Source organism: Acidovorax sp. Q11 (genome assembly GCF_054950075.1).
In genome coordinates this window covers 1-228 of record NZ_JBUDZG010000141.1, presented here as the reverse complement: position 1 = coordinate 228, position 228 = coordinate 1, and the positions used below count along the sequence as shown (strand labels likewise).

1 protein-coding gene is annotated in these 228 nt (G+C 62.3%); it reads right to left on the bottom strand.

Annotated features, from left to right (window positions below):
- Positions 1-228: transposase (locus ACYZGB_RS23025; protein WP_462391306.1), on the bottom strand; the 228-nt coding region annotated here is incomplete at both ends.

The following is a 228-nucleotide window of genomic DNA, read 5'->3' as shown; positions in this document are numbered from 1 at the left end:
CCCAGTCTTCGGTGATGTTGCGCAGTGCCAGCCAGATCAGCTTGGTGGCTGCATCGTCGCTGGGGAAGTGCCCTCGGGTTTTGATGATCTTGCGCAGCCGCGCATTCACGCTCTCAATCGCGTTGGTCGTGTAGATCACGCGGCGCACCTCGGGCGGGAAGGCAAAGAACGGTATGACCTTGTCCCAGACCCTGCGCCAGGCGCCCACGACAGTGGGGAACTTCTGGC